Here is a 21002-nt window from a genome sequence, read left to right on the forward strand (position 1 = left end):
TTCAGCTTTCCAGGCGCCGGCGACAGGCATCAATGGTGGATTTGATCTGTTGCGCCAGCATCTGCCTGATCGGCGCACGCTCCAACCGCTCACCCAATGAGCTTGCCTGCAGCAACATCCGCTCGATGACTTCTTCCGCCCGTTTCCTTGGGACGCCACCTTCCTCCGCCAGACGCAATAAATGCCGGCGTTCGATGGCAGCACCTTCGCCGCAAACGTCCAGGTGATGCTGGCCCATCGGGCCTTCGCTGAAGGTCAGGTCGAATGCCGGAGCCAGACGCCAGCGCCGGTCAGGCCCGAGACGCCACGCGAAATTCTTGGGATGGTCGTCACGGTTGTGGAAAAGCACATTGAAGACGGCTCGTGCGTAGGCTTTCTCCACTTCGCGCTCGTCGCGCGTCAGGAAACGGGTAGCCCGCAGGAAGGCGGTATAGTCGGTGGCACCGGGCAGGCGAAAATCCACTTGCAACAATCCAGCCAGACTGTGCACCGGGACGCGTTGCCCTCCCTCCCGGTCGAAGCGCGCGACGCCGAAGGCGGCCAGTTCGGGGCCAAGGTCGAACCAACGACTTTGGGGCACATCCAGTCCGCAATCCCGAGCCAACTCGGCATAGAGCTGCTCGATGACGCAAACCTCTTTGTGTTCGTTCTGCGCCGGGAACTTGACCAGCCAGGGACTGCCGGGCGCATCCGGACGGGTGCTGACTTGCCCGGTCATTGCGTCGTACTGCACCAAGGCCTTGGGGCGAGCCCCTTGCGGTGAGCCGCCGGTGAGCGCGAGCTCGCGCAGGGCTGCCCCCGCCTCGCCCGCGAGCGCGAGACGGCTTTGCTCGGCCAGCGCCAGCAAGGACCAGTCGGGCTCGTGGGCGCCGGCGTCGCTTGCCGGAACGAAGCGCAACGCGCCCATGGCGCGCTCACCAATGAAGGCCAGCCGGTCCAGTGGCCCGGGATGGCGCAAGCCGTGTTGACGGAACAACCGATCCATCAGCAGCAAACCCCAGCCGTCAGGCAGACTGTCGGCGATCAGGCCCGGAAGGCGATGCAAATGGATCGGAAAACCTCCGTAGGCATCCGCACGCAGCTTGAGGTGCAAGGGCGACAGTTCCAAGCCTTGAGACAAGGCTTCGGGAGAATATTCGAAGAGCAGGGATTGACCGTCATCGGCCAGGCGTCCCAACGGCCAGTCTTCTCCCCAGCCGCAATAATGCACGGTAAGCAGCTTCATGATGCTCTCTTACGCGGCGCACGCTGGCGGCGGCTCACAAGGTCCACCTGCTCCATCTGGGCGATGGATTGCCGTTTGAGCACGAAGAGATCGTCCAGCGCCTCCAGCAAGCCAAGTGCCTGCGCGACACGGACCAGCGTTTCCAGTGAGCACTGACCGTCGCTTTCGAGTTTGCGCAACGCCCCCAAGGACAGTCCTGCCATTTGCGCCAGTTCACGCTGCGTAAGCGATTGGGCAAGCCGCTGCTCGCGCAGACGAACACCCAGCGCGTGCAGGATCTCAGCGGGAGTCGAGAGATGAAAAGTCACTTTTATGACCCTTAACGCGAAAAAAATTGCGTAAGCGCCATTGTAGTGGGCTTTACTTATTCTTGAAAGCAGATGGCTGCGATAGCTGCCGCGAGCGATCATGCGGAGACCATCGTAACGCTACGATAACGTAGCGTTACGATGTTACGGTGCAGGCTCCTGTCCAGCCGCCGGCGCCTCCAGCAGTACGGAAGGCTCCACCCCCAGCGCCTCGGCCAGCTTGAAGATGTTGAGCAATGCGATGTTGCGCTGCCCACGCTCAACACCCCCCAGATAGCTGCGTGCCAAGCCACTTTCCAGTGCTAGGCGTTCTTGCGACCACCCTCTGGTCTTTCTGATTTCTATCAGCTTCAGGCCGAAGCGTAGTCGGGGATCAAGGGCCATATTTCTCTCTTCTTTAAAGAGAAATGACTCTATGAGTACCCCCTCTATAGGGCTACGCCCGATAAGTACCCGCACTATGAGTGACAATTGAATGCAGGCCCCATAAAATGGCCTCTATGAGTAACAAAATGGGGGAAATGACGTATGGCAAGCGTCTGGAAGACTGCGGGGGTGGGAGCGGCGGCGGGGCTGGCAGTTCCGGTGGCTGGGCTTTCAGGTCTTGCTGCCGCTGGTCTTACGCTGATTCTTGTACTGGCGATGATCGGCGTGGGGCCTGCGCGCCTGTCACAGGCATCGCTTTGGGGGCTGTTGACCAGTGAGCTGATGCTCTATCTACTGATTTCGCTGGCGATCTTCACGCTGTCCTTCCGCTTTCTGGCGCGCTTGCAGGCCCGCTGTCAGGCCCTTGTCGCCAGGATCAACGCTCAGCAGGGGCTGTCATTCGATGCTGGACATCTCTTGGGCTACCCCGCGCCGGCCTTTCTAGTGTTTGACCGGCAGCATCGCAAACTGGCTGTCTGCTCAATCGTGGATGAAGCCTGGCGTATCCACGACTTCTCCTGGCTGCTTGGGTGGCGGATGACCTGGCGCGAGGTCGAGAGCATGGAGATGAACGGCGGTAGCCGTCAGGTCAACGCCAGCGGCATGAGCGTGCCGACCTTCGAGCGCACGGTACGCGCCAAGGACTTCGCCATCGAGCTGCAAACCGCCGACCCGCAACGACCGCTGCTCAGTTTTCCCATGAGCCGTCGGGCGGCGGAAACCTGGTGCGCCCGGCTCAATGCCCTCTTCAACGGATCACCTCGCGAGGAACTGCGATGAAACACTACCGGAGCTTGCTGCTTCTGCCTTTTGTATTGACGGGGTGTGCCACAACCGAAATGCAGGGGACGCTGGACTCCCTGAACGGACTGGGACAATCCATTGGGACCAGTCTGGCGCAAGCGGCTACGCCCGCAAGCGCGGCAAACCGCAACAGCTTGCTGGGCACTCCACTGCATAACGCCTTGCGCCAGAATCTGTCTACCGACGGTCGCGCCCCGGAATGGCCCAAGGTGGTGATCAGCAATCTGCAAATTCCGGCTGATCAGATGACGCTGACCCGTAGCCTCACGCTCAAAGCCAGTGATTGCATTCGCTTTGACGCAGTACTCTGGCACGACGCCAAGCGCTCCGAGCGCTTCAGCAATCTATCGCTCTGCGCGCCGGAGCTGCCGAAACAGTCGAACAATTTCGTGCTGACCTGGAAGAGCTTTTCCATCTCCGGCAAAACCAGTGGTCAGGTTCGCAGCGACGGCCCAACCCCACCGTACAGCAAGTTGCCCGGCGACCCGGCGATGGAGCGCTGGCTGATGAATCAGTTCGGCCTTTACTATGTCGGTTCGCTGCTGACCCTGGTCGGCTACGACCCCAACTTCACGGTCGATGACCGCCGCTTCTGGATCAGGAACATCAAGGGATGAAGGCTTTGCTGCTGGCGGCCATGCCGGTTGTGCTGATGGATGGCAATACGACAGACATCGACCGCTGGTTGCGGATCGAGCCGGCCATCGTCGCCGCCGTGGAATGCCGTCAAGCCTTGCCGTTGCACGTACTGGACGGCATTGCGCCCAATGCTCCCGGCAGTTGGTCGCTGACACCGGCACGCAGCTTCACGGTGTTCGGGTTGCCGGTGACGCGTATCGAGCTGTTCATCGACCCGGATGGCGAGCTGAGTGCAAGCTATACAGCGGTTATTGAAAAGCGCAGCCTGGAACAGGTGCACAAGCAGCTAAAGCTTGCCAGCCAGCGCGGACGCATCGGCCAGCTCTCGGCAGATCAGCCCGGCGCAGAGGTTCAAGTGAGTTGCACGGAGGTCTGGCAGGGGCAGAATGTGGGGCAATAGCTGTTGAAAGGCGCCTATTGCTAATGAGTGACAACTCTGCATTGCAACATTAGCATAATGATTTTGCATGCCTGAGAACCCAAACTGGATGGGTTGCAACAGTGGGAATGGATGCATGAGCCTGCGTCATCGAAAGCAACGCCCTCCCTTCAGCTCTTTGCCACGGCATAAGCGAAGCGATGAGGTCATCCGCCTCAAAGGTAAGATGCGTCGCGACGCCGCCGAATATGGCGGGCGATTCACCAGCCATCTCGTGCTAAACGAGCCGGGCCGCCCCGATCTGTACAACCAATGGTTCGACTTTTACTTCCTCGGCATGGATCGATTCACGATCTGGAACGCCGAGATTGTGACGGCACGGCAAGCGTTCTGGGATGCCGCGCACAACGAGGCGTCCTCGCGGGCCTACGCAGCACTGGGAGACGCCGACCTGGACAGGGAACCAAAGCTGGATTTCGAGCCAGCCGATGTCTCGCGCACGGGGAAGGTCCTCACCTATCGGATGGTGAAGCGAGAACCTGTTCGGTACGTACAGTTCGACGGACGGACACTCTCCGAGCAGATCGACCTGCTGGAAACAGCCATCATTCGCGACGAGCCGCCTGTGATCTACGAATCGTTCAAGCTCGACTGGAGCTATGCCTACGGGATTGGCCTTCGTATCGTCCTGGATGTGGAGGTCATCAATCAAGCAGCTATCGAAGCTGCGATTGACCGCTTCCTCGCGATTGGAGAAACCGATTGGGTGTCGTCCGAGGCGGTGCCGCGTGATCACCTGCCATTGGTGCGTGAGCAAGAGGCACTGGCAAGCGTTGACTACCCTTCTGCCCAACTTGGGATGCCAGTTCGATGAAGCCGAAGAAAAAGCCGCTGTTGCCTGTGGACATCAAGTTGCCCGAGCGCGTCTTGCTTGAGGATGGCGTCATGTTTGCCACCCTGCGGACACTCGATGAGCTTGAGCAATTCTGGGAGGAACACAAGGGCCAATTCGAACTTGCCTGCGAGGGCAAAGGCGTAACCAGCGGACAGACCTTCTTGCGCGAATACGAATGGGTGTTCGGCACGTCGAAGTCTGCCGTCGTGCGAACCGTTATGCGGTGGGGACAGTCGGGCATCGGTTGTGACTTTTACGACTGGGCGAAACACGATCCCAGAATGCACGAATGCTTCTTCCATGACCGTGATGCCTACCGTGGCTCACGGATTGAACGGGGTAAATGGTCGGACAAGGATGAGGCCGAGTATCTTGCCGACTGCGCCCGCCGCACGCCTGAGACCTATCGCGGATGGTGGCGCTTTTGCGATCTGCCCAATGGATACGCCCCTGACGACTGGTTCAATTCGGGCATCGACCACGAAGAGCTGTTTGATCCGAAAATGGCTCTTGCCGAGGTCGCGGAAAAACTGCATGAGCAGACCTTCGATGACTGGAAACAGCATGGTGTCTGGGAGGAGATCGAGGCTCACGATAGGGCAAGCATCGACGAGACGATCCGCTATTGGCGGAACGAGCAAGCGGCAGGCGAAAGCTACTACGGCGATGAAAACGAGGCCGCAAGTGTTTCATGACGATGAAAGCCACGTTGCAAGCCGCCATCTCCTCTGGGCAAATCAACACGAAGCAAGAACTGCTTGAGCGTGCAGAAGCTCTCGGCCTGACAGTGATAAGGAATGGGCGTGATTACATCGGGTTGCTTGGGCCTGATGGGAAGCGGTTCCGGATTCGTTTCGCGTTTGCCGGCGGCGCATTTCCTACAAGGCCGGAATGTTCGATTGGCACGGGCGCCGTCCCGGTCAGCCGTTCACGCGGATACTGGATTTATGCGCTGACGGCGCATAGCCGGAATGGCGAGCGAAAAGCCTGCTACATCGGGCAGACGGTAAATCTCAAACGTCGATTTCGCGAGCATCTGCGTCGGCATCGCCCCGGCCATGCCTCGTTCGCTCTCTTCGAGTGGGCCGTTCGCGAACAGGCCGAGGTTCGTGCGACCGTTCTCTCATGGGTTGATGGCGACCAGAGTTATGCATCCCGATTTGAGGGCTACTGGCTGAAATTGGCGGTTGAGGCGGGCTTCGAAGCTCCCGATGCCCATAACTGGGGACGGTTGCCGCAGCCAGAAAACCCAACAGGCCAGCCGAATCGCTGGCCTGCAATGGAAGTCTTTGCCGCGTCTCTCCCCCTGCTGGAACTGGTCGAGCGTGGCATCACGCCTGTCGAGTTGTTTGTTGCCAGTCGAACTCCGTTGTGATCGAAGACGAAGGAAGGAAAGCATGATCGGATGGTGGATCGTCATTGCCGCCCAGACGCCCGAGGAGCGGGATACAGGCATTGGTCGAAGGGATGCGGTGCTGGCGAACTGGGAAACCAGTGTCGGCGGAAATGGCTGGGTGCAGCGGCTGGTTGATGAAGGCAAGGCGGTACAACTGCTGTCGGGAGGCTATCCCAACCGTTACACGGCCAAGGCCAGTGATGTCCTGCCGATCATCGAGAACGGCCCGCCAGCGCGCAACGATCCTGCCGTCATCGGCGACGACCATGTGATGCCCGCCAACCGGGCTCGCGACGTCATCTTGCATCACGGCAAGATTGCCGCCTGTCCGCCCGACAAGGTGCTGACCATCGAAGTCTGGGATCTGTCCTAATACCACTTTCATTCATATTCACCAACAAGAACAGGGAGTTCATGCCTATGTCCAAACAGCTTGCCATCCTCGCCGTACTCGGCACCGTCACGCTCGCCGCTTGTGGTGGCAAAACCGATGCAAACGAAAAGAACTTCGGTGCGGCGCTGAGCCAGTATTTCGAGAAAAAGGGGCAGTTGTGCCTCAACCAGTACCGCGACTTCCCGGTGGCGGTCACCGAAATGGACATGCGTCTTCAGAAGACCATGCAAAGCGGTACAGCCAATCAGATGGCCGCGCTTGAGGCCGCCGGGCTGGTGAAGTGCGAAGCTGCGGACAAGGGACAGCGTTGTTCGCTGACCGATGCCGCCAAACCCTTTGTCCGGGAGAAGGAAGCAACCAGTTGGGGTTTGAACGGTTCCCAGCGGTGACCCAGACTGATCTGTGCTGGGGACAGAAGAGCCTCGACAAGGTGGTGAAGTGGGAAGGCCCGATGAAGCTCGGTGACCACCAGGAGGCAGGCATCACCTACACCTATAAGGTCAACAACCTTGCCGACTGGGCCAAGAAGCCCGAGGTGCAAGCCGCTTTCCCGATGGTCAAGAGCATTCTCGATGGTGTTGGCAACAAGGAATCCAAGCACGCCGTCAAGCTGACCAGCCAAGGCTGGGAAGCAAAGGGTCTGGATTGATTGGCGTTCTAATGAACATCTCCGGCGGCCAAACCGGCGTAGACCGGGCAGCGCCGGATTTCGCCGTTGCCCGGCAGATTCCGCACGGCGGCTGGTGCCCGGCAGGCCGACGGGCCGCTGATGGCGTACTGGATGCTCGCTACCAGTTGATGGAGACCGAATCCATCGGCTATCGCCAGCGCACCAAACGCAATGTGCTGGATGCGGATGCCACACTGATCCTTCACCGGGACAGGCTCGAAGGTGGCAGTTTGCTCACTCGCGATCTGGCGACGGGACACGGCAAGCCGCTGCTGCTGTGCGATTTGCATGACCCTACAGAAGAGCTGTTGGCGGCATGGCAAGACTGGCTGGTTGGTCATGCCATCGCTATTCTCAACATTGCTGGCCCGAGTGAAGCACGCAACCCCGGTATTTACCTGCAGGCGAGCGCGCTACTGGAGCTTTTCTGGAGTACAGAACATGAATCGATATGATGCCCGCTGCGCGACACCTTATATCTACTCGGGTGAGTTGCAGATTCGCCCCGATGTGGATGCCGCGCTGGCTGCGCTGAAAGACAAACCCTACACCGCCATCCCCAGCTGGAAAAACGACGGAACCTGGGAGCTGTGGACGGTGGAAGGTGATGGTGAAACCGAGCCCTGCATTATCAGCGGCCCATCAACAACCTATCACAGTGAATTGGAGGCTCTGGCTGCGGGCGTGGCTAGGTTTGCAGGACAAGACTGAACTGCACTCGCTTCAAATTTGGTCATCCCATTCACACCCTCTTCGCGCTCATGCGATTATTCTGCAATTTCAACCACCTGACCCAATCATGCTCGGCTACTGGATCGTCGTTTCAACGCAAACACCGGAAGAACGGGACGCCATCATTGACCGCAAGAAGTCAGTTCTCGCGGAGTGGGAAACGGGCGTTGGTGGCATTCGCTGGCTGGAAAAGCTGGTCGAGGAAGGCAAGGCCACCAAGCTGCGCGGCGACGGCTATCCGAACCGCTACACGTCCACGGCAGACATCGTGCTGCCGCTCATCACGGGTGACGCCATCAAGCCTGCTGACGATGGCATCTGGGTGTTCGGCATGGATGACGGTGAAGAGTACGCCCAGCCTCCCGGCTGGATGGGCAAGGTCAACCTGCGACCCGAGAGCATCCGCACCTGCCTGACCGATGCGGCCCTGACCATTGACGCTTGGGATCAGTAGTAACTCCATTCACAACCACAAGGGAAATTCATGCAGAAGAACATCGCCATCATTGCCGCCCTCAGCGTCGCCACACTCACCGCCTGCGGCAGCAAGACCGACGCCAACGAAAAGAATTTCGGTGCGGCCATGACGCAGTATTTCGACAAGAAGGGCGACCTCTGCCTCAACACCAAGCGTTGGCCGGTTGACCTGTCCGAGATGGACTTGCGCCTGCAAAAGACCATGCAGGCCGGGAGCGCCAACCAGATGGCCGCGCTTGAGGCTGCTGGCTTGGTCAAGGGCGAGGACACCGAGGTGGACATCATGGGGATCATGGGCAAGCCCACAGGTGCTAAAGCCAAGATCAAGCGCTACACCCTGACCGATGCGGCCAAGCCCTTCGCGCAGGAGAAGGAAGTCGCCTCCATTGGCCTCAACGGCAAGACCACCGAGAAGCAAACCGATCTGTGTTGGGGCAAAAAGGCGCTGGACAAGATCGTGAAGTGGGAAGGGCCGATGAAGTTCGGCGACTACCAAGAGGCGGGCATCACCTACACCTACAAGGTCAACAACCTCGCCGACTGGGCCAAGAAGTCCGAGGTGCAAGCGGCTTTCCCGGTCGTGAAGAGCATCCTCGACGGCGTTGGCAGCAAGGAATCCAAGCACGCCATCAAGCTGACCAGCCAGGGCTGGGAAGCGAAAGGACTGGATTGAGGAGGCGGTATGCCACGCATCGACCTCGCAGTACCCTTCGCCGCGAAGGATGAGGCCAAGCGGCTTGGCGCACGCTGGGACGGTGAGCGCAAGCTCTGGTATGTGCCAGACGGCGTAGATGCGGGCGCATTCGGGCGTTGGTTGCCGAGCGAGCCGGACATAGGCGTTCGCTCAAGCAGCTATTTCATCGCCCAGACCACCAAGCCGTGCTGGAAGTGCAGCGAACACACAAGCGTGTTCGGGTTCATTCTGCCTTCCGGGCATGAAACGCTGGAACCCGACGAAGAGGACGATGAGCGGGATGCGTGGTATTGGTATGACGAGCCAACCATCGTTCACTACGTCACCGATCTTCTCCCCGCCGTGGCGGCACGCATCAAAGCATTCTCGCGGCACTACCGCGTCGATTTCAGCAAGACCACGCAAAGCTCGTACTGGATGAACCACTGCGAAAACTGCGGCATGAAGCAAGGGGACTTCGAGATGTACTGCGAGCCGCAGGGAGCGTTCTTCCCGATGGATAAGCGTGCCGCTTCCCTGATCGTCCTGCACGAGTTTGCCGAACCGTTTGGCTGCAATGGCAGCACGGCTTATGGCGATCACCTCTTTGAATACATGCGGCGGGCCTAATCATGCTAGCCCTCCGGGAATCGATGAGCCTGTTGCTGTGGAGTTTACTGCGTTTATCGGGATTGCGGCCAAGGCGCTGGGTAGTGGTCTGCGCCATCTTGCTTTCTGTGCTCGCTTTCGGGGGGGGGCATCTTTCTGATCTGGTCGTGCAGGTTGATTTGGTTGTCGGACGGGTCATTTTGGCGTTAACACTTGGAGTCGACCATGGTCTCTCAAGCAGCATCTCACCTTCTCTTGATGGCATATCAGCTCGGATTCCACTGAAGCGCAGCGGCTGTTAATTTGACATCATGACGAATTAGGAGGAAATCATGAACATTCATACAACAGAAGCAATGACTGCATTGCAGCGCAAAGTGCGCATGACCATTCCGCAGATTGGCGAACAGGCAGCACAGGCATACGAGAGCATGCGTGCAGAGGTTCAAGCGCGTCGGCTTGTCGTAAATGGGTCGTCGATTTTTGTTGCACGTTCAATGCCCCAGGACGCTCATACAGAATTTGAATTGACCTTTTGTTTACTGAGTTTCCCATAAGTAGTGTCATGTGAGCGATAATATGGCCTATGAAATGCAAACGACTTTCCGACGGCCGAGCTCTCGATCATCACACCTTGCAGGTCATGCGGCAGCAGGCCGTCAAAGCGGTACGTGACGGGCAGACGGTGCAAAGCGTCGCGGCGGCGTATGGCGTGAATGAGCGCAGCGTTTTCCGGTGGCTCGCCGATTTTGCCAATGGCGGACAGAACGCATTGCTCGCCAAGCCGATTCCGGGACGCCCGAGCAAACTCAGCGCCGAGGAGCTTTCGTGGATTGCCAATGCGGTTCGTGACCACAACCCGCAGCAGTTCAAGTTCGAGTTCGGCTTGTGGACGCTGTCTCTGATTCGTCACTTGATCAAACGCCAATTCAAGAAAGAGCTGTCGGTCTCCTCGGTTCACCGCCTGATGAAGATCCTGGGTTTCAGCGCCCAGAAGCCGCTCTACCAGGCGTGGCAGCAAGACCCCGTCCTGGTGCGCACTTGGGAGACGGAGACCTACCCCGCGATTCGCGCTGAAGCCAAGCGGCTCGGAGCAACGATCTACTTTGGCGACGAGTCGGGCATCCGCTCGGACTACCACACCGGCACGACTTGGGCGCCACAAGGCCGGACGCCGGTGGTGCAGGCGACGGGTCGGCGCTTCTCGCTGAACATGATCTCGGCCGTCGGCACGCAGGGCGAATTTCGGTTCATGCTGCATGAGGGCTCGGTCGGTGCGAAAGTGTTCGTCGAGTTCCTCAAGCGCTTGATGCTCAATGCCGAGAAACCGGTCTTTCTGATCGTCGATGGTCATCCGATTCACAAGGCAAAGATGGTCAAGAGCTACATCGAGAGCTTGGACGGCAAGCTCAAGTTGTTCTATTTGCCGCCTTACTCGCCGCAGCTGAACCCGGACGAAACAGTCTGGGCTCATGTGAAGCGGAAGGTTTCGAGCCAGTTGGTCGAGAGCGCCGAGGAGATGAAGCGACTCGCACTCCGTGCTTTGCGTAGCATCCAGAAGCTCCCCGAACTCGTGAAGTCATTTTTTAGGCAGCCAGAGTGCCGCTATATCCTGGGCTGACACTACTTATTGAAAAGTTAGTAACTGTGAAAGGCAATGATTTGCCGATACTGCCGGCTTTTTGCTGCGCTTGCTTCATGTTCAAAGGTCCTCTGGATAGATTGTTCACCCACGGATACCAGACGTTGCTTCGCAGCATTGAGGATGCGGGCCTTGCTCCAAGCAATGAAAGTCGTGAGGTTTATCATGAATGGCACGGACCTGAATCCGACAAAAATCGCATTGAAATCCAGATTGGTGTGCTTGAATGAGTCTCCAGCAAAGCACCTTGACGGTTCGCCGCTTTGTCGAGGCAGATTTTCCTGTCTATCAGGCTTGGTTTGCCGATGAGCAACAGCATCGCCAGCTTGGACCAGTGGATGAGGAATGGCTTACTCACGTATTAACGGATGTCGAAGGAGAGCAATGGTCTTTTTTTGTCGATGATGCGCTAGCGGCTGTTGTGGGATTGGTTCCCGATCAAGACAATAATGCCTGGGTCATTAGTGATTTTGCCGTCGATCCGGCGCGCCGCCGCCAGGGTTGGGGGCGGCGCGCCGGGGAAACATTGCTTGCTTTGCCTGCAAGGATGCAGCGCATCAACTGGAGGGCCTATGTGGCGGCTGATAACCTCCAGGCCCAAGCCTTTTTCGATGCTTTGGGCTGGCTGCGACTTATGCCTCCCTCGTCAGGTGATCCCTACTGGGCATTTGCATGGCGTCTCGGTCGAGCATAGAAGATGGAGCCATCCGGCAGAGTGGCAGCATGAACGACCAAGGCATTAAGTGGACATGATGAAGCAATTGCCTCATGGAAGTCTGTCAGGAAACGACGATAGAACAATATTGGCAACTAGATCAGGTTCGGCATTGCTAAACCTGACACCGAGTGTTGATGCGTCGCCGCTATACAGATACAATTACTGAGTTTCCCATAAGTAGTGTCATGTGAGCGATAATATGGCCTATGAAATGCAAACGACTTTCCGACGGCCGAGCTCTCGATCATCACACCTTGCAGGTCATGCGGCAGCAGGCCGTCAAAGCGGTACGTGACGGGCAGACGGTGCAAAGCGTCGCGGCGGCGTATGGCGTGAATGAGCGCAGCGTTTTCCGGTGGCTCGCCGATTTTGCCAATGGCGGACAGAACGCATTGCTCGCCAAGCCGATTCCGGGACGCCCGAGCAAACTCAGCGCCGAGGAGCTTTCGTGGATTGCCAATGCGGTTCGTGACCACAACCCGCAGCAGTTCAAGTTCGAGTTCGGCTTGTGGACGCTGTCTCTGATTCGTCACTTGATCAAACGCCAATTCAAGAAAGAGCTGTCGGTCTCCTCGGTTCACCGCCTGATGAAGATCCTGGGTTTCAGCGCCCAGAAGCCGCTCTACCAGGCGTGGCAGCAAGACCCCGTCCTGGTGCGCACTTGGGAGACGGAGACCTACCCCGCGATTCGCGCTGAAGCCAAGCGGCTCGGAGCAACGATCTACTTTGGCGACGAGTCGGGCATCCGCTCGGACTACCACACCGGCACGACTTGGGCGCCACAAGGCCGGACGCCGGTGGTGCAGGCGACGGGTCGGCGCTTCTCGCTGAACATGATCTCGGCCGTCGGCACGCAGGGCGAATTTCGGTTCATGCTGCATGAGGGCTCGGTCGGTGCGAAAGTGTTCGTCGAGTTCCTCAAGCGCTTGATGCTCAATGCCGAGAAACCGGTCTTTCTGATCGTCGATGGTCATCCGATTCACAAGGCAAAGATGGTCAAGAGCTACATCGAGAGCTTGGACGGCAAGCTCAAGTTGTTCTATTTGCCGCCTTACTCGCCGCAGCTGAACCCGGACGAAACAGTCTGGGCTCATGTGAAGCGGAAGGTTTCGAGCCAGTTGGTCGAGAGCGCCGAGGAGATGAAGCGACTCGCACTCCGTGCTTTGCGTAGCATCCAGAAGCTCCCCGAACTCGTGAAGTCATTTTTTAGGCAGCCAGAGTGCCGCTATATCCTGGGCTGACACTACTTATTGAAAAGTTAGTATATCTTCACAAAGGATCAGCAAGCCACTATCGGAGTTCCTACCCGTGTAAGCCTCTTTCTCGCTGCGAGCCAGCTTCAACCGCACACCACGCTCGCACGAGGCTGCACGTCCGATTCACTGCGTCTTGCTGGCCCCGGATCACTCGGGGTTCGTTCTCTATTCCGCTGGCCGGGAAGACGCGCTTGCGTTCGCCCCAACCGCCAACACTGGCTGGCAACCACCACGGAATAGAAGAATGATGAAATCCTTACGCCAGGACTGGCTATCCAATGTCCGAAACGACCTGCTAGCGGGCATCGTTGTCGCGCTGGCACTGATCCCCGAAGCCATCGCCTTCTCGATCATTGCCGGCGTCGATCCCAAGGTCGGCCTCTACGCCTCGTTCTGCATCGCCACGGTCATTGCATTCACCGGAGGCCGTCCAGGCATGGTGTCCGCAGCCACGGGCGCGATGGCGCTGCTGATGGTCACGCTCGTCAAAGAGCACGGCTTGCAATATCTGCTGGCCGCCACAGTCCTGACTGGCGTGCTCCAGATCATCGCTGGCTGGCTCAGGCTCGGTGCCTTGATGCGATTCGTCTCGCGCTCCGTCATCACCGGCTTCGTCAATGCGCTGGCCATCCTGATCTTCATGGCGCAGTTGCCCGAACTGACCAATGTAACGTGGCACGTCTACGCCATGACGGCGGCGGGCCTCGGCATCATCTACGGCTTTCCCTACATCACCAAGGCCGTGCCGTCGCCGCTGGTTGCCATCGTCGTGCTGACCGGCGCCGCGATCTTCCTCGGCCTCGATATTCGTACCGTGGGCGACATGGGCCAGCTGCCCGACAGCCTGCCGGTGTTCCTGCTGCCGGATGTACCGCTGAACCTTGAAACGTTGGCGATCATCTTCCCGGTCTCGGCCACCTTGGCAGTCGTCGGCCTGCTGGAGTCCATGATGACAGCCTCCATCGTCGATGACCTGACCGACTCCAACAGCAACAAGAACCGCGAATGTGTGGGGCAGGGTGTGGCCAATATCGCCTCGGGCTTCCTGGGGGGTATGGCAGGCTGCGCCATGATCGGCCAGTCGGTCATCAACGTGAAATCCGGTGGCCGTGGCCGACTCTCCACACTGGCCGCAGGCGTGTTTCTGCTGCTGATGGTGGTCTTCATCGGCGACTGGGTCGCGCAGATTCCGATGGCGGCCCTGGTTGCGGTGATGATCATGGTGTCCATCGGCACCTTCAACTGGGCCTCCATCCGCAACCTGCGCGAGCATCCCAAAAGCTCCAGCGTGGTGATGCTGGCCACCGTGGTAGTGACAGTCGGCACCCACGACTTGGCGAAGGGCGTGCTGGTCGGCGTGCTGCTGTCAGGCTTCTTCTTCGCACACAAGGTCGGCCAGATCCTGCGCGTCACCTCTCGCACCGAGAACGAAGGCCGCGTGCGCAGCTACACCATCACCGGTCAGGTGTTCTTCGCTTCGGCGGATCGATTCATCAATGCCTTCGACTACAAGGAAGTCATCGAAAAAGTGCGCATCGACGTGAGCCGCGCCCATTTCTGGGACATCACCGCCGTCAGCGCCCTGGACAAGGTGGTCATCAAGTTCCGCCGTGAAGCCACCGAGGTGGAGGTCATCGGTTTGAACGAAGCCAGCGCCACACTGGTGGACAAGTTCGCCGTGCATGACAAGAACGGTGCCGACGACATGCTGATGGGCCACTGAAAGGAAACCGGATCATGAAGAACGAAAACAAAGTGCTGGCCTGCGTGGATCAATCCCACTTCGCCGATTACGTGGCCGACTACGCTGCCTGGGCAGCTCGGCGCATGGATGCGCCACTGGAGTTCCTGCACGTCATCGACCGCCATCCAGAATTGGGATCGAGCGAGGATCACAGTGGGGCCATCGGCATCGACGCCCAGGAAAATCTGCTGACCAAGCTCTCCGCCGACGACGAGGCTCGCACCAAGCATGCCCGCGAACAAGGCCGCCTCTTCCTCAACCGACTGCGCGAGCGGGCTATTGCTGCCGGGGCCACACTGGTCGATGTTCGTCAGCGGCACGGCGAACTGGAGGAAACGCTTGCAGAGCAGGCTGAGGGCGTGCGCCTGCTGGTTTTGGGTCGCCGTGGCGAAGCCGCAGAGACCACCCAACGCGACCTTGGCCGAAACGTCGAGCGCGTCGTGCGCGCCCTGCACAAGCCGAGCCTGACCGTAACGGAAGGCTTCAAAGAGCCGCAGCGCGTGATGATTGCCTTCGATGGCGGCAACGTGACCCGGCGTGGCGTCGAGATGGTTGCGGGCAGCCCGCTGTTCCGTGGTCTGCCGATCTATCTGCTGATGTCGGGCAAGGAAAGTCCAGATGCCCCCAAGCAACTTGACTGGGCCAAGACCACCTTGGAAGTGGCAGGCTTCGATGTGACCGCCTCGCTGATCCCCGGCGATGCGGAAAGCATCATTGCCAAGACGGTGAAAGCGCAGTCCATCGACATGCTCATCATGGGGGCGTTCGGTCACTCACCGCTGCGCAGCCTGCTGTTCGGCAGCAAGACGACTGAGCTATTGCGTTCCTCGACCATTCCTACCCTGCTGTTGCGCTAGCGAAGGAGTCGCCTCAATGGACATGGAGCACTTCCGCCTTCAGCTGCTGATAGAGCAAAAAGAAACGATTGGGGCGCTTCAGCAGGCGCAGCAGTCGGCTGCGCCGGTCGAACTGGATCAATCCAGTGTCGGCAGGGTGTCGCGTATAGACGCTCTCCAACAACAAGCCCTCGCTCAAGGATTGTTGGAGCGGCTGACTATTCGTAAACGCAAGGTCGAGGCTGCACTGGCCCGCCTCGACTCTGGCACCTATGGGCTGTGCTGCGCCTGTCACGGCAATTTGGAGCCAGAACGGTTGAACGCCGATCCGGCTGTCGTCTTCTGCCAAGAATGCGCCGCAGCGCGTCAGTGAAAACGCCAGATTGATGCTCAACGGCAGCGCGGTTTGGCTTCGGTAAGCGGTATCTTGTGTTTGCTGAGGTAACCACAACAAGAAACCATGAGGACAGGGCATGCTCCATTCCATACTTGCCATCAGCGTCGGTGCCTCGCTCGGTGCCGTATCGCGGTGGCTGCTGGGCCTATCGCTCAACATGCTGTTTCCCGCGATCCCACCGGGCACAGTGGCCGCCAACCTGATCGGGGGCTACCTGATCGGCGTCGCGTTGGCGGTCTTTGCCGCTGCGCCGAACCTGGCGCCCGAGTGGCGTTTGCTGATCATTACCGGCTTTCTCGGCGGGCTGACCACGTTCTCGACCTTTTCCGCCGAAGTCACGACCTTGGTCCAGCAGGGACGACTTGCTATGGCGGCGACGGCCATCACAGTTCATGTCGGCGGTTCGCTGCTGATGACCCTGATCGGCCTTGGAACGGTCGCGGCTTTCAAACGATTCTGATTCAGGAGACGGGCATGCAAGGCTACCAACTGACGTTTTTCACCCAGCAGGATCGGCGGCATGGATGCACGCCGCTTGGCGAGTGGCTGCTCGAAGAAGCCCGGCGGCTGGGGCTGCGCGGGGCGACCCTGACGACGGCCGACGAGGGCTATGGGCACGCGGGCCGCATCCATTCCTCACATTTCTTCGAGCAGGCCGACCAGCCGCTGGAGGTCACCATGGCGGTGACCGCCGATGAAGCGGAGCGCCTGTTCGCGCGCCTGCGGGAGGAGAACGTACGGGTTTTCTACGTCAAGACGCCCATCGAGTTCGGCATGACTGGCGACGTCTGAAGCCGGTTCTATCTGCGGGCGATGACCAGCAATCCCGCCACGATCAGCGCGGCGCCGACCACCATGCGCCAGGTGATGACTTCGCGCAGCAGCAGCCAGGCCAGCAGCATGGCGACGACCACGCTGCCCTTGTCGATCAGCGCCACCGTGGCCACGTCGCCGACCTTGAGCGCCTTGTAGTAAAAAATCCAGGACAGGGCAGTGGTTACGCCGGACAGCCCCAGCCACAGCAAATTGCGCTGACCGACCAAGGCCAACTCCTGAAACGGCACTGCCAGCCAGGCAAAGATCAGCACGAACCCACACACGAAGAGCGTGCGGATGGTCAGCCCCAGTTCGCCCGAAATACCTGCCAGGCCCATCTTGGCGATCACCGACGTGAAGCCCGCGAAGAACATCGACACGAAGGCGTAGAAGACCCATTTTTCCATGATGATCCTTACTTGAAGAGGCTGCGGGGCACCCACCACAGGTAGGCCACCATGCCGAAGAGTTCGACCAGCGACTGCACCACGATCACCACCGCCGCCACTTCCCATCCGGCGGGCAGCGACAGGGCAAAGGGCAGCACCACGAAGGAATTGCGCGTGCCCAGGCTGAACGCCAGGGTGCGGCCTTGATCGACGGGCAGCTCCAGCCACCAGGCCAGGACCCTGGCGAGCATGGCAGCGAGCACCAGAAACACCACGAACAGCGGCACGATCACCGGCAGCAAGCCCAGCGCCTGCCGAACGGTGCCCACCTGCGCGGCAGCGATCAGGAACACCACCGTGGCCAGCAAGGGCACGGGCCACCAGACGAGGTGCTCCCGTACCCTGGACCGATGGCTGCGGGCTTCGATCCAGCGCTCCGCTGACACCGCAGCAAGGAGCGGCAGCAGGACGACCAGCAAGGCCGGCCACACCTGTTCAGGACGCACCACCGTCGAGAAATCATCGCCCATCATCCCCCACAGGTACAGCGGCAACAGGAGCAACTGCAACAGCAGGTTGATGGGCGTCACCGCGATGGCGCGCGGTACGTTGCCGCCCGCGAGCTGGCTGAACGTGATGAACCAGTCCGTGCAGGGCACCAGCAGAACCAGCAGCACGCCCAGCCGCAGCACCGGTTCGGAGGGCAGATACTGCACCATGCCCCAGACCAGCAACGGCAGGATGACGAAGTTCCCGGCCAGCACGGCCGTCACGAAACGACGATCCGCGAAGGCCTCGCGCACATGCAGCAGCGGCACCTGCACAAAGGTGGCGAACAGCAGGAGTGCCAGAGTGGGCCACAGCAGTGTTTCGAACACTGCGTGCGTGCTCGGCCACAGGCTGCCCACAAGCAGACCGGCCAGGATGGCGGTCAGATAAATCCATACCTGCTGCCGTTTGAGTATCAGGCGATCCACGTCCACCTTTCCGAATCAAGACCTGCGTTCATTCCATCAGCGCCACCGATTTGACCTGCACCCAGATCGGCATGCCAACGCCCACGCCCAGCGTGCTCATGGCCCGCTTGGTCAGGCGTGCCAGCAGCACCGCCTCACCCACTCTGACCCGCACCAACGCGAGACCAGGATGGTCATCACCGCCCATCGCGTCCACCACGCCGCGCAACACATTCTGAATGCTTCCCTGTCCAGGCTCGATGGCCAGGCTGACATCGCGAGCCAGCACGCGGACTCGAACGCGGCGGCCAACCGTCAGACCATGGTCACGCGCCCACAGACTGCCGCCGTCGAAATCGACGCGCGCCAGGTGCCAGTTGCCGTCCACTTCGCCCACCGTACCGTCGAGGATTGCCCCGGCATCCTCGCCGAGCCGGATCGGCAAGTCGAGGCGGGCCAGCGTCTCGGCCAGCGGTCCGCTGGCCAGCACCCGGCCGCCCTCCATCGCCACCAGATGGTCGGCCAGCCTAGCGACTTCATCGGGCGAGTGGCTGACGTAGAGCACCGGAATGTCCAGTTCGTCGTGAAGGCGCTCCAGGTAGGGCAGGATTTCCTGTTTGCGCTTCAAGTCGAGCGCGGCCAGCGGCTCATCCATCAGCAACAGGCGCGGACTGACCGCCAAGGCACGGGCAATGCCTACCCGCTGGCGTTCGCCGCCGGAGAGGCGATCCGGCTTGCGGTCGAGCAGATGCCCGATGCCCAGCAGCTCGATGGCGTGATCGAGGCTCACGCGCTGCGCCTCGCCGTTGCGCTTCATGCCGTAGCGCAGGTTGCCCATCACCGTCAGATGCGCGAACAGGCTGGCCTCCTGGAACACGTAGCCGATGGGCCGCTGGTGGGTTGGCACCCAGCGCCCGGTGTCCTGCCACACTTGACCAGCGACGGTGAGCCGCCCTTGCGGTGCGCGTTCCAGACCGGCAATGCACCGCAGCAGCGTGGTCTTGCCGGAACCGGAATGCCCGAACAGGGCGGTCACACCCCGGCCGGGCAGGCTGAGATCCACGGCGAGGGAGAAGCCCGGCCAGTCGAGTCGGAAACATGCATCGATGCCCGCCATCTCAGCCTCCCTTCTTCGGATTGGGCCGCCAGGCGTACAGAGCCAGCAGCACGAGGAAGGAGAAGATCAGCATCACCGCCGCCAGGCGGTGCGCCTGCATGTATTCCAACGCTTCTACGTGGTCGTAAATCTGCACCGAGGCGACCCTTGTGACGCCCGGCAGGTTGCCGCCGATCATCAGCACCACGCCAAACTCGCCGACCGTGTGGGCGAAGGTCAGGATCGAGGCCGTCAGGAAGCCTGGTGCGGCCAGCGGCACCGCCACGGTGAAGAAGGCATCCACGGGTGACGCGCGCAGGGTGGCGGCCACCTCCAGCGGCCGGTCGCCCACCGCCTCGAAGGCCGTTTGCAGGGGTTGAACCATGAACGGCAGGGAGTAGAACACCGAGGCGATGACCAGCCCCCAGAAGGTGAAGGGCAGCGGGCCGAGTCCCAGCGCCTGGGTGAGTTGGCCCACCGGGCCGTTCGGCCCCATCGCCAGCAAGAGGTAAAAGCCCAGTACCGAAGGCGGCAGCACCAGGGGCAAGGCCACTACCGCACCGATGGGGCCTTTCCACCACGCCTTGGTGCGGGCCAGCCACCAGGCGATGGGCGTGCCGACCAGCAGCAGGATCAGGGTGACGATGCCCGCCAGGCGCACGGTCAGCCAGAGGGCTTGCAGATCGCTATCGCTCAGCATGTTCCCTCCCGCTCAATGCGCGTGCTGAAAGGTCTTGATGGCCGAGACCAGCAGGACGATGCCGAGCAGCCCCATCAGCGCGCCGGTCGGCACCAGGCCGAGCAGCAGGCCGCCAATGGCCGCGCCAAGGATAGAGCCGCCCGTCATCCAGCCCATCAGCGGCCTTTCCTCGCGCAGCACCTGGAAGGCGTAGGCGCGGGTGTAGCGGGCGAAGCCGACAATCATGGTCGGCAGGCTGACCATCAGCGACAGACTGCCCGCGAGCTTGATGTCCAGACCGTAGAGCAGCACGATGGCCGGAATCAGCAGCTCGCCACCGGCCACGCCCAGCAGGGCGGCGACCATGCCGATGCCCAGGCCAGCGATCAGTCCGGCCACAAAGCGCAGCGGTCCGGCCTCGAACAGCGGCGTGCTGCCCTCATGCACACCGGCCCAGGCTTCCGAGAGCATGACCAGGGACAAGGCGACCAGCAGAACCAGGATGATGCGGTTGAGCCACTGGCGCGACAGGGTGATGGCATGGCCTGCTGCCCACCAGGCCCCGACGAGACTGCCCGCGAGCAGGTTCAGCACCACGTCGAGGTGATCGGCCAGCGTGTCCGGCGCAATCGTGCCGCCCCGGAACAGCAGCGCGGCGGCGACCACGACCAGGCTCATCGCCTTGTTGAGGATGACGGCCTCCAAGGTGCCGAGACGGAACACGCCGACCAGCACCGGCAGGCGGAATTCGGCCCCGCCGAGGCCGATCAAGCCGCCCAGGGTGCCGATCAGCGAACCAGCGACGAAGCCTTGGCCGTTGCGGACGGATGCGCTCATGGCCGTGCC

Annotated in this window: 32 protein-coding genes; 24 read left to right on the forward strand and 8 right to left on the reverse strand. The window is 60.4% G+C overall.

Annotated features, from left to right (window positions below; all coding sequences use genetic code 11):
• Position 1: 1 nt before the first annotated feature.
• From DIE29_RS02975 to DIE29_RS02985, 3 genes are read right to left on the reverse strand one after another with little or no spacing between them, the layout of a single operon-like run.
• Positions 2–1225 carry a type II toxin-antitoxin system HipA family toxin gene (locus DIE29_RS02975; protein ID WP_114649171.1) on the reverse strand — a complete coding sequence of 408 codons (1224 nt, stop codon included), beginning with the start codon at positions 1223–1225 and terminating at the stop codon, positions 2–4.
• Complete coding sequence (locus DIE29_RS02980; RefSeq protein WP_235027179.1) at positions 1222–1635, reverse strand: helix-turn-helix domain-containing protein; 414 nt, start codon at positions 1633–1635, stop codon at positions 1222–1224. The genes DIE29_RS02975 and DIE29_RS02980 overlap by 4 nt, the downstream gene beginning before the upstream one ends.
• 42 nt (positions 1636–1677) lie before the next feature.
• Positions 1678–1917, reverse strand: a complete 240-nt coding sequence (locus DIE29_RS02985) for a helix-turn-helix domain-containing protein (protein ID WP_011806687.1) — start codon at positions 1915–1917, stop codon at positions 1678–1680.
• Between the two features lie 144 nt (positions 1918–2061).
• On the opposite strand from DIE29_RS02985, the gene DIE29_RS02990 reads away from it, so the two are divergent.
• From DIE29_RS02990 to DIE29_RS03100, 24 genes are all read left to right on the forward strand, one after another.
• Positions 2062–2739: a hypothetical protein gene (locus tag DIE29_RS02990; RefSeq protein ID WP_114649172.1), complete on the forward strand. Its 678-nt coding sequence runs from the start codon at positions 2062–2064 to the stop codon at positions 2737–2739.
• Positions 2736–3380, forward strand: a complete 645-nt coding sequence (locus tag DIE29_RS02995) for a hypothetical protein (RefSeq protein ID WP_114649173.1) — start codon at positions 2736–2738, stop codon at positions 3378–3380. Before DIE29_RS02990 ends, DIE29_RS02995 begins: the two co-directional genes overlap by 4 nt.
• Positions 3377–3802 carry a hypothetical protein gene (locus tag DIE29_RS03000; protein WP_114649174.1) on the forward strand — a complete coding sequence of 142 codons (426 nt, stop codon included), beginning with the start codon at positions 3377–3379 and terminating at the stop codon, positions 3800–3802. The genes DIE29_RS02995 and DIE29_RS03000 overlap by 4 nt, the downstream gene beginning before the upstream one ends.
• A gap of 115 nt (positions 3803–3917) precedes the next feature.
• Entirely contained in the window at positions 3918–4655 is a 738-nt protein-coding gene (locus DIE29_RS03005) for a hypothetical protein (RefSeq protein WP_237269498.1), read from the forward strand.
• Positions 4652–5371 (forward strand): hypothetical protein, encoded by a 720-nt coding sequence (locus DIE29_RS03010; RefSeq protein WP_114649176.1) that lies wholly within the window; start codon positions 4652–4654, stop codon positions 5369–5371. The genes DIE29_RS03005 and DIE29_RS03010 overlap by 4 nt, the downstream gene beginning before the upstream one ends.
• The gene (locus DIE29_RS03015) at positions 5368–6051 is read left to right on the forward strand and encodes a GIY-YIG nuclease family protein (protein ID WP_114649177.1); all 684 of its coding nucleotides are present in this window, start codon (positions 5368–5370) and stop codon (positions 6049–6051) included. Before DIE29_RS03010 ends, DIE29_RS03015 begins: the two co-directional genes overlap by 4 nt.
• A 22-nt stretch (positions 6052–6073) precedes the next feature.
• The gene (locus DIE29_RS03020) at positions 6074–6445 is read left to right on the forward strand and encodes a hypothetical protein (RefSeq protein WP_039920601.1); all 372 of its coding nucleotides are present in this window, start codon (positions 6074–6076) and stop codon (positions 6443–6445) included.
• A 47-nt stretch (positions 6446–6492) separates the two neighbouring features.
• Positions 6493–6855 (forward strand): hypothetical protein, encoded by a 363-nt coding sequence (locus DIE29_RS14675; protein WP_205409768.1) that lies wholly within the window; start codon positions 6493–6495, stop codon positions 6853–6855.
• Complete coding sequence (locus DIE29_RS14680) at positions 6852–7115, forward strand: hypothetical protein (protein WP_205409769.1); 264 nt, start codon at positions 6852–6854, stop codon at positions 7113–7115. Before DIE29_RS14675 ends, DIE29_RS14680 begins: the two co-directional genes overlap by 4 nt.
• Before the next feature lie 11 nt (positions 7116–7126).
• Positions 7127–7591 carry a putative molybdenum carrier protein gene (locus tag DIE29_RS03030; RefSeq protein ID WP_114649178.1) on the forward strand — a complete coding sequence of 155 codons (465 nt, stop codon included), beginning with the start codon at positions 7127–7129 and terminating at the stop codon, positions 7589–7591.
• Complete coding sequence (locus DIE29_RS03035; protein ID WP_114649179.1) at positions 7578–7847, forward strand: hypothetical protein; 270 nt, start codon at positions 7578–7580, stop codon at positions 7845–7847. Before DIE29_RS03030 ends, DIE29_RS03035 begins: the two co-directional genes overlap by 14 nt.
• Before the next feature lie 88 nt (positions 7848–7935).
• The gene (locus tag DIE29_RS03040) at positions 7936–8322 is read left to right on the forward strand and encodes a hypothetical protein (RefSeq protein ID WP_114649180.1); all 387 of its coding nucleotides are present in this window, start codon (positions 7936–7938) and stop codon (positions 8320–8322) included.
• Positions 8323–8352: 30 nt separating this feature from the next.
• A complete protein-coding gene (locus tag DIE29_RS03045; protein ID WP_114649181.1) occupies positions 8353–9018 on the forward strand; it encodes a hypothetical protein in 666 nt (221 codons plus the stop codon).
• 9 nt (positions 9019–9027) lie between these two features.
• Positions 9028–9648 (forward strand): DUF5710 domain-containing protein, encoded by a 621-nt coding sequence (locus tag DIE29_RS03050; protein ID WP_114649182.1) that lies wholly within the window; start codon positions 9028–9030, stop codon positions 9646–9648.
• A gap of 311 nt (positions 9649–9959) precedes the next feature.
• Entirely contained in the window at positions 9960–10184 is a 225-nt protein-coding gene (locus DIE29_RS03055; RefSeq protein ID WP_205409770.1) for a hypothetical protein, read from the forward strand.
• 29 nt (positions 10185–10213) lie between these two features.
• A complete protein-coding gene (locus tag DIE29_RS03060; RefSeq protein ID WP_114649170.1) occupies positions 10214–11248 on the forward strand; it encodes an IS630 family transposase in 1035 nt (344 codons plus the stop codon).
• Between the two features lie 26 nt (positions 11249–11274).
• Positions 11275–11499 (forward strand): GyrI-like domain-containing protein, encoded by a 225-nt coding sequence (locus tag DIE29_RS03065; protein ID WP_205409771.1) that lies wholly within the window; start codon positions 11275–11277, stop codon positions 11497–11499.
• Positions 11496–11963: a GNAT family N-acetyltransferase gene (locus tag DIE29_RS03070; protein ID WP_114649183.1), complete on the forward strand. Its 468-nt coding sequence runs from the start codon at positions 11496–11498 to the stop codon at positions 11961–11963. Before DIE29_RS03065 ends, DIE29_RS03070 begins: the two co-directional genes overlap by 4 nt.
• Positions 11964–12193: 230 nt before the next feature.
• Positions 12194–13228 carry an IS630 family transposase gene (locus DIE29_RS03075; RefSeq protein ID WP_114649170.1) on the forward strand — a complete coding sequence of 345 codons (1035 nt, stop codon included), beginning with the start codon at positions 12194–12196 and terminating at the stop codon, positions 13226–13228.
• 262 nt (positions 13229–13490) lie between these two features.
• Positions 13491–14966 carry a SulP family inorganic anion transporter gene (locus DIE29_RS03080; protein ID WP_114650245.1) on the forward strand — a complete coding sequence of 492 codons (1476 nt, stop codon included), beginning with the start codon at positions 13491–13493 and terminating at the stop codon, positions 14964–14966.
• A 14-nt stretch (positions 14967–14980) separates the two neighbouring features.
• Positions 14981–15844: a universal stress protein gene (locus DIE29_RS03085; protein ID WP_114649184.1), complete on the forward strand. Its 864-nt coding sequence runs from the start codon at positions 14981–14983 to the stop codon at positions 15842–15844.
• Positions 15845–15860: 16 nt separating this feature from the next.
• Positions 15861–16196 (forward strand): TraR/DksA family transcriptional regulator, encoded by a 336-nt coding sequence (locus DIE29_RS03090; RefSeq protein WP_114649185.1) that lies wholly within the window; start codon positions 15861–15863, stop codon positions 16194–16196.
• Positions 16197–16296: 100 nt separating this feature from the next.
• Positions 16297–16680, forward strand: a complete 384-nt coding sequence (gene crcB / locus DIE29_RS03095) for a fluoride efflux transporter CrcB (protein ID WP_114649186.1) — start codon at positions 16297–16299, stop codon at positions 16678–16680.
• Positions 16681–16694: 14 nt separating this feature from the next.
• Entirely contained in the window at positions 16695–17012 is a 318-nt protein-coding gene (locus DIE29_RS03100) for a DUF190 domain-containing protein (protein ID WP_114649187.1), read from the forward strand.
• 8 nt (positions 17013–17020) lie between these two features.
• Here DIE29_RS03100 and DIE29_RS03105 read toward each other — a convergent pair whose 3' ends face one another.
• The 5 genes from DIE29_RS03105 to DIE29_RS03125 are packed head-to-tail and all read right to left on the reverse strand — an operon-like array spanning position 17021 to position 20993.
• Positions 17021–17443 (reverse strand): EamA family transporter, encoded by a 423-nt coding sequence (locus DIE29_RS03105; RefSeq protein ID WP_114649188.1) that lies wholly within the window; start codon positions 17441–17443, stop codon positions 17021–17023.
• An 8-nt stretch (positions 17444–17451) separates the two neighbouring features.
• Positions 17452–18402: a bile acid:sodium symporter gene (locus tag DIE29_RS03110; protein ID WP_114649189.1), complete on the reverse strand. Its 951-nt coding sequence runs from the start codon at positions 18400–18402 to the stop codon at positions 17452–17454.
• Between the two features lie 28 nt (positions 18403–18430).
• On the reverse strand, positions 18431–19498 hold the full coding sequence (gene modC / locus DIE29_RS03115; protein WP_114649190.1) for a molybdenum ABC transporter ATP-binding protein: 1068 nt from the start codon (positions 19496–19498) through the stop codon (positions 18431–18433).
• 1 nt (position 19499) lies between these two features.
• On the reverse strand, positions 19500–20177 hold the full coding sequence (gene modB / locus DIE29_RS03120; RefSeq protein WP_114649191.1) for a molybdate ABC transporter permease subunit: 678 nt from the start codon (positions 20175–20177) through the stop codon (positions 19500–19502).
• 12 nt (positions 20178–20189) lie between these two features.
• The gene (locus DIE29_RS03125; RefSeq protein ID WP_114649192.1) at positions 20190–20993 is read right to left on the reverse strand and encodes a sulfite exporter TauE/SafE family protein; all 804 of its coding nucleotides are present in this window, start codon (positions 20991–20993) and stop codon (positions 20190–20192) included.
• Between the last annotated feature and the right edge of the window lie 9 nt (positions 20994–21002).

The organism is Pseudothauera hydrothermalis, assembly GCF_003345255.1.
Classification (GTDB): Bacteria; Pseudomonadota; Gammaproteobacteria; order Burkholderiales; family Rhodocyclaceae; genus Pseudothauera; species Pseudothauera hydrothermalis.